Here is an 11,279-nt window from a genome sequence, read left to right on the forward strand (position 1 = left end):
GAAAAAACAGGATCTGGTGATTTCTTCAGAAAATGTGAATTTACTTAAAGTTTGTTGAAACTTCCCATTTTCCCCGCTATAATGCTATAAGACTTGACAATAATAAGAAAAAGTGAGGATACCCATTGATTACAGTAAGTGACGTAAGTTTACAGTTTTCTGATCGTAAACTTTTTGATGATGTGAACATTAAATTTATCCCTGGCAACTGCTACGGCTTGATTGGTGCAAACGGCGCCGGAAAATCGACCTTTTTAAAAGTACTATCTGGCGAAATCCAACCTTCTACCGGAAATGTTACAATTGGTCCGGACGAACGGATGGCAGTTTTAAAGCAAAATCATTTTGACTTTGAAGATTATTCCGTAATCGAGACCGTTATTATGGGACACAAACGGCTTTATGACGTGATGAAAGAAAAAGATGCCATCTACATGAAAGAAGAATTTACAGACGAAGACGGTATCAAGGCAGCGGAATTAGAAGGTGAATTTGCGGAATTGAACGGCTGGGAAGCGGAACCGGAAGCTGCAGTTATGCTGCAAGGATTAAACATTCCGGAAGAGCTTCACCATTTGCAAATGAGTGAATTGACTGCGGGACAAAAAGTGAAAGTATTGTTGGCACAGGCACTGTTTGGCAAGCCGGATGTTTTGCTGCTGGATGAACCTACCAATGGATTGGATATCCAATCCATCAATTGGCTGGAAGACTTTTTGATTGATTTTGAAAATACCGTGATCGTGGTTTCCCATGACCGCCATTTTCTAAACAAAGTTTGTACCCACATGGCTGACCTTGATTTCAGTAAAATCAAATTATATGTCGGCAATTATGATTTCTGGTTGGAATCCAGTCAGTTAGCAACAAAACTGCAATCCCAACAAAATGCGAAAAAAGAAGAACAAATCAAAGAATTGCAAGACTTTATCGCTCGCTTCAGTGCGAATGCGTCGAAATCAAAACAAGCGACCTCACGGAAAAAAATGCTGGAAAAAATCACATTGGACGACATCCAGCCTTCTTCCCGCCGCTATCCTTTTGTCGGCTTCAAACCGGAACGGGAAATCGGTAATGATTTACTGCAAGTAGAAAATGTCAGTGTCACAATTGACGGCAAGAAAATTTTAGATAATATTTCCTTTACCCTGAACAAAGAAGACAAAGTGGCCTTCGTGGCAGACAACGATATCGTGACCACCACCTTGTTTAAGGTTATCATGGGGGAATTGACGCCGGATACCGGCAGCGTTCGCTGGGGGGTTACTACTAGCCAAGCCTACCTGCCTAAAGATACCAGCAAGGAGTTCGCCAACGAAATGACGATTCTGGATTGGTTGCGGCAATATGCAGCGAAGGAAGAAGACGACAATACGTTCCTACGCAGCTTCTTAGGACGGATGCTCTTTTCCGGTGAAGATGTCTTGAAACCGGTCAATGTCCTTTCCGGTGGAGAAAAAGTCCGTTGTATGTTGTCAAAAATCATGCTTTCAAAAGCCAATGTGCTGGTTTTAGATGATCCGACCAATCACTTGGATTTGGAATCCATCACTGCGCTGAATGACGGTTTGATGGCCTTTACCGGCTCACTGCTTTTCGCTTCCCATGACCACCAATTCATCCAAACCTTGGCAAATCGCGTAATCGCCGTTTCCAATAAAGGTGTGGTTGACCGGATGGATACTACCTATGATGAATTTTTGGAAAGTAAAGACGTACAGGATCGCGTTGCCGCACTTTATGCGTGATTTTCGTGTGTTACTATAAAAATGTACCCATTGGGTTTTGAAGGACCCGTAAAAGTTAGACAATAAAATCTAACTTTTGCGGGTCCTTCATGAATTCTCATCCAAAGGTATATTTTTTATTCTTTGGCTAAGGCAGCTTCTAACTTCTTCTGAGCTTCTTCTGCAGCCTTTGTTGGAGATGTAGCAAATAAAGCATTTTGAATCATATCACCAATAATATTACTTTCTTCTGGTGAAAGAGTTAATTCAGGAATCTGTGTTCCATAAATTTTATCAGTAACATCTTTAGCTAAATTTTGTTGGTAGGACTCAGGCGATCCGTCAATGATACTTCGGCGAGGGGAGTATGAAAATTTAGCCTCTGTATTCCATTTTGTACTACTCACACCATCTTCATCTAAAAACATATATTTAACAAATTCTGCTGCTTCATCAGGATGTTTACCTTTGGAATTTACTACGAAATTCCACCCTCCAGCAACCGTGACATCTTTTGCATCTAGTGATGGTTTAGGTAAAGGAATTACACCTATATTTCTATCTTTATACTCCTCATTCAATACACGTATACCTACCGTTCCTCCAATCCACAATGCTGTTTCATCATCACCAAGAATCCCTACGTCACCTGCTCCACGTGATGGTTTAACATTTGCACTTCCATCTTCAATAAAAGATCTCCAAAATGTTAGTGCTTTGATAACTTCAGGAGAATTTAAATTTGCTCTTCCATCAACGATGTAATTGCTATCTTGCTGCCAAATGAATGGCATTAAACAAAAATTTTGAAATGCTCCTTTCGTCATTTCAAAGGTAATACCTGCTCGTTCTGGTGTTGTAAGTTTTTTTGCTGCAAGAATTAATTCATCCCATGTTTTAGGAGGTGTTATATTAGCATTATCTAAAAGATTCTTATCATAAAAAAGAGCCACTAGATCTTGTTCTGTTGGTACTGCTAAAATATGGCCCTTTTCATCAGTAACAGAGTCGATAGAAGCTTTTGAATAATCCGCTAACACTTCTTTCGGGAAATATTTTTCCATTGGATAGGGAATTCCAGCATTAATAAATGTACTTATGGTTCCCGGACTTGCAACAAATATATCTGGTCCAGTTCCAGAAGTAAAAGCAGTTGCAAGTTTGGTTCCCATATATTCGTCTACTGGTACATTCGTTTGTGTAATTTCCACATTTGTGTGCAACGTCTCAAAATCTTTGATACGATCATTAAAAAATTTTTCCTCTCCACCACCCTTTGACCAAAAGTTCCAAAAACTTAATTGTATTTTTTTATCATTGTTCTCTTCAGTATTATTATTGCTACCACAACCAGCTAAGCTAAAGAAAACTATTACTATTAAGAATCCCCAAACACTTTTTTTCATGTCTTTACTCCTTAGCCTGTTTAATAGTTAAAAAAATCTTCTGTTTCTGATTCTTTTGGTTCAATGATATCTGATAAAGGCAATCTGCCTGTTACACCTATGATTGGTAAAAATTCTTTATGAGGTTCGGTCTGATACCAATACGCAGTACTACTATAATCATCACTTCGATGGTTATTATGACCGTGTTCGATAGTAACTTTTATTGATTTATCAAACATAACAGGGTCTTCTATATGATAACGATAGGTCGATATTTTTCCAGCCCAATTTGGATCGCCACCAAGTATCAACCCAAAGTATGGGCTATTGTATTCCTGCGTTGGACACCAAGCCGTATTAAAATAATCTTCCATGCCAGTTCCATGTAGAGAAGGAGGCCATTCTTCTCCATCAATGAATATCATGTCATCGCCTTCACCGTACCAGTTCCATTCATTCGTAAAACGCAAATTGTGAATATTCAAGTTACATCCAATATAATGTCCCTTTCCTTCCGCTTCTAGTAGTACATAATTATTTTCTCCAGAGGTATTTTTACCTCCAAATTCAAAATAGGCATTATCATTATTTTCATCTTTTAATCCTTGAGTGACTTCTCTATGCCAATGTGCATGAAATCGCAAGTTCGTATCAACGTTTTCCTCATATTCTTCATAATCAATGTAGTAATAAAATTTTAATGGTCTTTCTGATTCGCACTGAACCTCGATGACTGCTTTTTCATTAAACGGCATTGGAAGAAAACAATTCAAAGCCTGACCATTTTCAGGACCCATCTGAAATGGTGCTGAAACAAAGTTCTTAGTAATTCCATGTCCCATGCCAAAAAAATCACCTATAGGAACCTCTACGCTAGGGTTCTCTTCTCCATCCCAATACATTCTCAAAATAATCTTTCTATATAGATAGTCCTCCATCATATTTTCTAACGGTGCCATAGTTATCCAAATATGTGTGATGCAACCTGGTTTATTAATATTAGCAAGTACTTTTCTGTCATTTGGATAAAGTTTGAGGAAGTCGCGGTTTCCTCCGGTGACATCATAACTAGAAAAGCGTTTTCTTTTACCTGATCTTTCTTTACAAATATCTCTCAATGAGCTTCCTAACATAATATCTCTCCTCATATATATAAATTTACTGTATATTCAACCACTATTCTTTCATACCAGATGTTTTTATCCCATCTTTAATATAATTTTGGAATAGGAAAAATAAGATAACCGTTGGTAATGCGGCTATTACTGCTCCAGCCAATATAAGATTCCAAGCAGTTGTGTGTTCCTGCTTAAAGTTTGCCATTGCAACTTGAATTACCCATAAATCTTGACGCTGAGTAACGATCAATGGCCATAAATAGGTATTCCAGTTAGTAACAAAGAATGTAATTGCAAGAGTTACGGTAATTGGTTTGGAAAGCGGCATATATATTTTCCAAAAAATTTTAAAATTAGATAACCCATCAATTCGTGCAGCTTCCATCAATGAATCTGGAATATCCATAAAAAACTGTCGATATAAGAAAATACCGTATGCATTAGGCAATAATGGAAGAATAACTGCCCAAAGGGTATTCATTAATCCCATCCCTTTTACAATCGTAAACAACGGAATCATGATTACCGCAAAAGGAATCATCATCGTGCTCATAAACCATGCAAAAACAAGTTTTCTTCCCGGAAATTTAAGCTTTGCTAAGGCATAACCAGCCATTGAATGGAAAATAAGCGCAGTTATTGTAATTGTTATAGCAATGATAAAAGAATTTATCATACTCCTAAAAAATGAACCATTCGCAAAAACTTGTCTAAAATTTTCAAATGTTAACGTTTTAAAGTTAGGAATCAAAGACATATTAAATATTTCATTGTTCGGTTTAAAAGAGCTTAGAACCATAACGTAGATGGGGAATAGAAACAATAAAGCAAGCAGTACTGCACAAATATTAATAATAATTTGTTTTCTTCTACTTCTCATTTTTTCTTCCCCCTTTTGTGTTTAACCATATCAACTTTATCATCTCTCATTGTTTTAAATTGGAAATATGATAGACCCATAATCAATAAGAATAAGGCAACCGCCATTGTAGATGAATATCCAAAATCGTACATTGTAAATGCTTGATCATAAATTCTAAATACTGTTACTTCGGTGGCTTTTGCTGGTCCTCCGTTTGTCATAATTTTGATTTGGTCAAAAACCTGAAAAGATCCAATCGTCGTCACAACTAAAATAAAAATTGTTGTATTTTTTATTTGAGGAAGAGTCACATGAATGAACTTTTGAAATGAACTAGCTCCATCTATTTCTGCTGCTTCATAATATGTTTGAGGTACATCTTTCAGTGCAGATATAAAAATAACCATATTATATCCAACGATTAGCCATACTCCGACTGCTACGACACTTAAAAGTGCCTGATTCCTATCTGCTAAAAAATTTTGGTTTGGAATACCCAAAAGATTCAATATTTCATTGAAATAACCTCTCTTTGGAGAATACATAAATGTCCATACTAATGCAGCAACAACAGTTGAGATTGAATAAGGAATAAAATAAGCCATACGTGCAAAAACTTCTAATTTTCCTTTCAAACTTGTTGTAATTAATGCCAATCCCAATGAAACAGCATAAACTGCTGGAATATAGATAATTGCATAAGTAAATGTGACTTTTAGTGAATTAAAAAAATCGCTATCTCTAAGTAGTCTTTTATAATTATCCAATCCTATAAAACTCATTTCAGTCAAGCCGTTCCATTCATGAAAACTAACATAAATAGCATATAGCATAGGTATAAAAACAAATATTGCTAATCCTAAAATATCTGGAAGAAGCATTAAATAGGCCGTTAGGCTTTCTCCTAAAGTTTTGTTTATACTTTTCTTAGTTTTTTTTTGCTTTTTTTGTTCTACTTTTTGCATTGTTCTCCCCCCTTTATGGAGGTCAAAATTTATTTGACCTCCATAATTCAAAAATTAATTACTTTCGAAATATTCCGTTAATTTTTTATCTGCATCTTTAGCCGCTTGTTCAGGGGTATCACTAAATAAAGCATTTTGAATCATATCTCCAATAATATCGGATACCTTGGGATCCATTGATAATTCAGGGCGTTCAGTGCCGTAAATATCATTTGTAAAGTTAGCACGTAACCCTTTTTGATAGATATCTTCAGCATTTTTAATAACTGATTTTCTAGGAGAATAGGAAAATTTCACTTCTGTATTCCATTCAGTGCTGTTCTTAGCATCCTTATCAAGAAATAACCATTTAGCAAATTTTGCTGCTTCATCTGCATGCTTACTTTGAGAATTGACAACTAATTTCCAACCGCCTGCAACTGAAGTAGGCATCCCATCCTCTGGAATAGGTAACGGAACTACACCAACATTGGTATCTGCATAATCGTCTTCCAATGCTTTAATACCAAAACTTCCGCCAATCCACATTGCAGTTTCTTCATCTCCCAAAATCCCCACATCACTAGCAAAACGAGAAGGCTTTAGGTTAGCGCTGCCGTCATCAACCATTTTTTTCCACAAAGTCAGAGCATCTATTACTGGTTTAGTATTAAGCAATGATTTTTCACCATCGAAGAAATCCCCACCTGACTGCCATACAAATGGCATGAACGAAAAATTACCATATGCTCCTTTCGTTAAATCGTAAGTAATTCCCGAAATTTCATCCGTAGTTAATTTTTTTGCTGCTGTTATCATTTCATCCCAAGTTGTTGGTGGTTGGATTCCAACTTTTTCAAACATGTCTTTGTCATAGAACAAAGCCATTAAATCTTGCTCAAATGGTATAGCAATGATTTTTCCATCTTTTGTAACATCTTTAATTGATTCTTCTGAATAATCTTTTAGTACTTCTTCATCAAAATATTTATCGAGAGGATAAGTAATACCTGATTCAATAAACGTATTAATTGTACCTGGACTTGCACTAAAAACATCTGGTCCTTCACCTGTAGCAAAGGCAGTAGTTAATTTAGTACCGGTATAGTCATCAATTGGAATATTTTTTTGAACGATATCTATAGATGGATTCTTTTCTTCGTACTCTTTAATTTTTTCATTAAAAAATTTCCCTTCTCCACCTTCACTGGTCCAATGGTTCCAAAATTCAATTTTAGTTTTGTCACTGCTAGAAGAATTTTCTTTTTTATTACCACAAGCTCCTAAAAGTAGTACAGCTCCAACAATTGTAACAAATGATAATACTTTTTTATTCATTTTATTCTCCTCCTGTTTTTTCTAATTTTTCTCCAAGGGACCCCCCAGGATGATAAAGATGAAAATCATCACTACTAAAGTTAGCAGATTCGGATAAGGTAACACCTAAGCTATCCCCTAAAGCCAACATAATAATAGCACTCGTTGTGGGAGCCAAATTCAATTGATCTGCTTCATTTTCATAGCTGTAAGCTAAAGTAAGATCGCAAGCATGTGCCAAAGAGGAATTTTTTTTTGAAGTAAATGCTATCTTAAAACAACCGATTTTACTTAATGACGGAATTACTGCTAACACCTCTCTCGTTTCTCCGCTGTTTGATAATAAAAAAACAACATCCTCTTTATTAACCATTCCCAAATCACCATGTACTGCTTCCGTGCTATGAACGAAAATCGAAGTAATTCCTAAACTTGAGAAAGTAGCAGCTAATTTTTGTCCGATGTGTCCAGATTTACCCACACCTGTAAAAACAACCTTTCCTTTTCTTTTTTGAACAGCATGTACTACTTTCAAAAACTCCGAATTAAGATTGTCTCCCACTGACTTTAGCGCCCGTTGCTCGGTATCAATTACCGCTCTTGCTCGATCCAATACATTTTCCATCTAACTTCCTCCTTGAATAACCGTTTTCATAACTAACCTAGTTTGATTTTCGTAGTATTTTTTTTCATTCATTCTTATTACTAATTTTGCTGCTTCAATTCCAATCTCTCTTGGTTCTTGCTGCACATAGCACAAAATAAAATTTTGAAATAAATTTTGAAACTGAATCTTACCATAGGAAGCAATTTTATATGATTCGCGTTGGTCTTGTGGAAGTCTTTCATAAATAGCTTTAATTATTCCAGTAGTCATTGCATTGTTAAGTGAAATAATATTGCATCCATTTGGAAATCTATCTATTATTTCTCTAAATAAAATTTCTCCTCCTTTTTCAGTGTAGTTCCCATCTAATATGGAGTAATCCTCCCCCACTTCCTCTAAAGCCGAAATAGTTCCACACAATCGATCATTTCCAACTGATAAATTCTGTAACCCATTTACTATAACTATTGGCTGTGTAACATTCTCTAAAAATTTTTTTGTCAATTTATAAGCATTTTGGAAATTAGCCTCCCCAACAAAGCTTATATTAGAAGCTTTTTCAACTTGTCTATCAATTGAAATAATTTTCAATCCTGTAGTAGCTAACTCTTCAATAAAAGAATCATTTTCTCCGGTAGTAGCTAAAATAACGGCTTCTACATTGTTTTCGAGAAATTTTTTCAAAATATTTTTTTCATGTACTGGATTATCATTTGAACTAGCTATATAAAGTACATACTTCTGTTTGCTAAACGTATCCTCCAGCCCTTTTATAATTTGCATAAAATACTCATTTGTAACATTAGGAATTACGATTCCCACAATGTTGCTGCTATTCCTCTTTAAATTTGAGGCAGTCATATTTGAATAATAATTCGTTCTTTTTATTGCTTCTAAAACCTTGTTTTTATTATCTTCAGAGACCGTACCGAGATTATTTATTACTCGTGAAACAGTAGCAATTGATAGCTGTGCTTCAGTAGCAACATCTCGAATTGTTGTTCTTTTTCTTTTCATCACAATACCTTAAATTAATATTCTGTTTAGATTTACAAGATCTTTCTTCGTTGGCAAAGACTTAATTGCTCCTGATTTTGTTACAGTGAAAGCTCCTACAGTATTTGCCAATAGTAAGATTTCTTTTTTATTCATATTATTTACAAGACCATAAGCTAACGCACCATTAAATGAATCCCCTGCAGCTACAGTATCAACAGGCTCCACTTTGAATGCACCCATTTCGGTTATTTGAAAATTATTGTCCATCCATAATGCTCCTTTTTCACCGAGAGTGACAATGACGTTTTCAACTCCCATTTCTATTAATAATCGTGAGGATTCGATTACATCCTTCCTTGTTTTAATTTTTTTATCAGTTAAAATACCAAGTTCTGTTTCATTAGGTGTTAAGTAGCTAATTTTTTGTAAAATGTCCTTTTCTAATAAAACGGCCGGGGCTGGATTCAACAAAACTTTTATTTGATTTTTATAGGCAAACTCAATCACTCTTTTTGTTACACTCAGATCCATCTCTAATTGCAAAACTAGTAATTCTGCATCCAAAATAATCGACTTTACTTCATTAAAGTCATCCATTGAAAATTGCAAATTTGCTCCTGGAACTACTATTATTCTATTGTTACCATCTTTATCTACCCAAACACACCCCACACCTGTTGATGACTTACTCGTAGATAACATATATTCTGTATCTACTCCTACTCTATTTAAGACCTCTTTTGCCTCAATACCAAAATCATCTTTTCCGACCATTCCAATAAAAGTAACTTCTTCTTCTAACTTTGCAATAGTTGCCGCCTGATTAGCTCCTTTTCCTCCAGCATTCTTATCAAAATCAACGCCAATTAGTGTTTCACCATTTTCAGGTAAACGGGTTGCTTTTGTCAGAAGATCCATCATGAAGCTTCCTAATATAACAATTTTAGCCATTAAATACCCCTCCAAGTAAACGTTTACTTACGCTTTTAAAAAAAATATGATTTGCTTTTTCCACAAGTAAACGTTTACTTGTGGAGGCTTTTAGCAAGCAAACGCCCACATTCCATTGAAAGCGTTTGCTTTTTACAAAATTAATAATACAGTCTCTCGTTTAAGAATTCAATACGTTATTTTTGTTTCTAATTTGTTTCTTAATTTAAATTTCATTATGTGTATATACTTTCATACCTCAATAAAATATTTTATAATTGTTTAGAAACGTGTTTTTTATTGTTTTTAAGTCCGCTTAGTTGTATTCTATATGATGTAATAGTAAACGTTTACTTAAAAAGTATTTTTAACCTAAGGAGAAAAACATTGAACCGAGTTACGATTAAAGAAGTTGCTAAACTTGCAAATGTTTCGATTGCAACAGTCTCACGAGTCATAAATAATATAAACACGGTAACTTCTGAAAATAAGGAAAAAGTTAATGCAGCAATTGAAGAATTAAATTATTTTTCAAATAAAACTGCTGCAAATTTAAAAAAAAATAGTAGTAATATTATTGGAATAATTATTCCAACATTGGCAAATGAATTCTTTATGCAGCTGATTAAAGGAATTGAGGACCATTTTAACCGTTCAGATTATGTTTTCTATATTGCTAGCTCTGATGATAACCCTCAAAAAGAAGAGTCCATTTTACGTAAATTATACGAAAGTAATGCTGAAATAATTGTCTTAGCTACTATTGGCTATAATGAATCATTTATCAAAGAATTAGTAAAAATGGGAACAAAAATTATCACAGTAGATCGCTTAATAGATATTAAACCGCGAATAGATTTTGTTGGAGAGTCAAATAATAAATCTGCTTATGAACTGACTATTAAATTTTTGGAAACAACTACTGTTAAAGAAATTGCTTTACTTGGTGGTTATGAATATCTTTCTATCGGGTATGAGCGAATTCAGGGCGTAAAAAAAGCTTTGGGAGAAAAAAATATTCCTTTTCACTATTACGATGGACAATATAACGAGAAAAATGCTAAAAAAATATTTTCAAAAATTAGAACTGATTTTCCTAATGGATGTGGTATTATTTCATTAAGTAATACCATGACTTCAGGTATAATTACAGAAATGTATGAAAATTTTAGTGATAAAGATCGTGTACTTTATCCGATAGCTTCCTATGGTCAAATTACTTTTCAACAGATTTTTTCTAAAAATATTATTACCTTTGTAAAACAAAATCCTTATGAATTAGGAATTGAAGTTGCCAGTTTGCTTCAAGAAAAACTAGAAATCACTGATTCAAATACCGTTGTTACTAAAATTCTAACTAATATAATTGAATAAAAAAATCTTGTAT

10 protein-coding genes are annotated in these 11,279 nt (G+C 34.5%); 2 read left to right on the forward strand and 8 right to left on the reverse strand.

Translation table 11 applies throughout. The features are described from left to right. Positions 1-125 precede the first annotated feature (125 nt). Entirely contained in the window at positions 126-1,748 is a 1,623-nt protein-coding gene (locus BAU16_RS06180; protein WP_048604608.1) for an ABC-F family ATP-binding cassette domain-containing protein, read from the forward strand. Positions 1,749-1,864: 116 nt separating this feature from the next. Here the strand turns inward: BAU16_RS06180 and BAU16_RS06185 are convergent, their stop codons facing one another. From BAU16_RS06185 to rbsK, 8 genes are read right to left on the reverse strand one after another with little or no spacing between them, the layout of a single operon-like run. Next, positions 1,865-3,133 (reverse strand): ABC transporter substrate-binding protein, encoded by a 1,269-nt coding sequence (locus BAU16_RS06185; RefSeq protein WP_137605421.1) that lies wholly within the window; start codon positions 3,131-3,133, stop codon positions 1,865-1,867. A 20-nt stretch (positions 3,134-3,153) separates the two neighbouring features. Then, the gene (locus BAU16_RS06190; RefSeq protein WP_137605420.1) at positions 3,154-4,248 is read right to left on the reverse strand and encodes a glycoside hydrolase family 172 protein; all 1,095 of its coding nucleotides are present in this window, start codon (positions 4,246-4,248) and stop codon (positions 3,154-3,156) included. A gap of 43 nt (positions 4,249-4,291) precedes the next feature. Then, positions 4,292-5,113, reverse strand: coding sequence for a carbohydrate ABC transporter permease (locus BAU16_RS06195; protein ID WP_137605419.1), 822 nt, complete (start codon positions 5,111-5,113; stop codon positions 4,292-4,294). Continuing rightward, the gene (locus BAU16_RS06200; protein ID WP_137605418.1) at positions 5,110-6,060 is read right to left on the reverse strand and encodes a carbohydrate ABC transporter permease; all 951 of its coding nucleotides are present in this window, start codon (positions 6,058-6,060) and stop codon (positions 5,110-5,112) included. The genes BAU16_RS06195 and BAU16_RS06200 overlap by 4 nt, the downstream gene beginning before the upstream one ends. Positions 6,061-6,114: 54 nt before the next feature. Beyond that, complete coding sequence (locus tag BAU16_RS06205; RefSeq protein WP_137605417.1) at positions 6,115-7,377, reverse strand: ABC transporter substrate-binding protein; 1,263 nt, start codon at positions 7,375-7,377, stop codon at positions 6,115-6,117. Position 7,378: 1 nt separating this feature from the next. Next, positions 7,379-7,981 carry a KpsF/GutQ family sugar-phosphate isomerase gene (locus BAU16_RS06210; RefSeq protein ID WP_137605416.1) on the reverse strand — a complete coding sequence of 201 codons (603 nt, stop codon included), beginning with the start codon at positions 7,979-7,981 and terminating at the stop codon, positions 7,379-7,381. Beyond that, positions 7,982-8,980 carry a LacI family DNA-binding transcriptional regulator gene (locus BAU16_RS06215; protein ID WP_137605415.1) on the reverse strand — a complete coding sequence of 333 codons (999 nt, stop codon included), beginning with the start codon at positions 8,978-8,980 and terminating at the stop codon, positions 7,982-7,984. Between the two features lie 9 nt (positions 8,981-8,989). Then, complete coding sequence (gene rbsK, locus BAU16_RS06220) at positions 8,990-9,913, reverse strand: ribokinase (protein WP_137605414.1); 924 nt, start codon at positions 9,911-9,913, stop codon at positions 8,990-8,992. Positions 9,914-10,279: 366 nt separating this feature from the next. Here rbsK and BAU16_RS06225 point away from each other — a divergent pair, with 366 nt between their 5' ends. Further along, positions 10,280-11,266, forward strand: coding sequence for a LacI family DNA-binding transcriptional regulator (locus BAU16_RS06225; protein ID WP_161526738.1), 987 nt, complete (start codon positions 10,280-10,282; stop codon positions 11,264-11,266). Positions 11,267-11,279: the final 13 nt, after the last annotated feature.

This window comes from Enterococcus sp. JM9B, from assembly GCF_009933265.1.
In the GTDB taxonomy this organism is placed as follows: domain Bacteria; phylum Bacillota; class Bacilli; order Lactobacillales; family Enterococcaceae; genus Enterococcus_C; species Enterococcus_C songbeiensis.

Excerpts from the sequence above, each read along its gene's own strand:
- BAU16_RS06185 (WP_137605421.1), bottom strand. The coding sequence starts at position 3,133 with ATGAAAAAAAGTGTTTGGGGATTCTTAATAGTAATAGTTTTCTTTAGC.
- BAU16_RS06190 (WP_137605420.1), bottom strand. The coding sequence starts at position 4,248 with ATGTTAGGAAGCTCATTGAGAGATATTTGTAAAGAAAGATCAGGTAAA.
- BAU16_RS06195 (WP_137605419.1), bottom strand. The coding sequence starts at position 5,113 with ATGAGAAGTAGAAGAAAACAAATTATTATTAATATTTGTGCAGTACTG.
- BAU16_RS06200 (WP_137605418.1), bottom strand. The coding sequence starts at position 6,060 with ATGCAAAAAGTAGAACAAAAAAAGCAAAAAAAAACTAAGAAAAGTATA.
- BAU16_RS06205 (WP_137605417.1), bottom strand. The coding sequence starts at position 7,377 with ATGAATAAAAAAGTATTATCATTTGTTACAATTGTTGGAGCTGTACTA.
- BAU16_RS06210 (WP_137605416.1), bottom strand. The coding sequence starts at position 7,981 with ATGGAAAATGTATTGGATCGAGCAAGAGCGGTAATTGATACCGAGCAA.
- BAU16_RS06215 (WP_137605415.1), bottom strand. The coding sequence starts at position 8,980 with ATGAAAAGAAAAAGAACAACAATTCGAGATGTTGCTACTGAAGCACAG.
- rbsK (WP_137605414.1), bottom strand. The coding sequence starts at position 9,913 with ATGGCTAAAATTGTTATATTAGGAAGCTTCATGATGGATCTTCTGACA.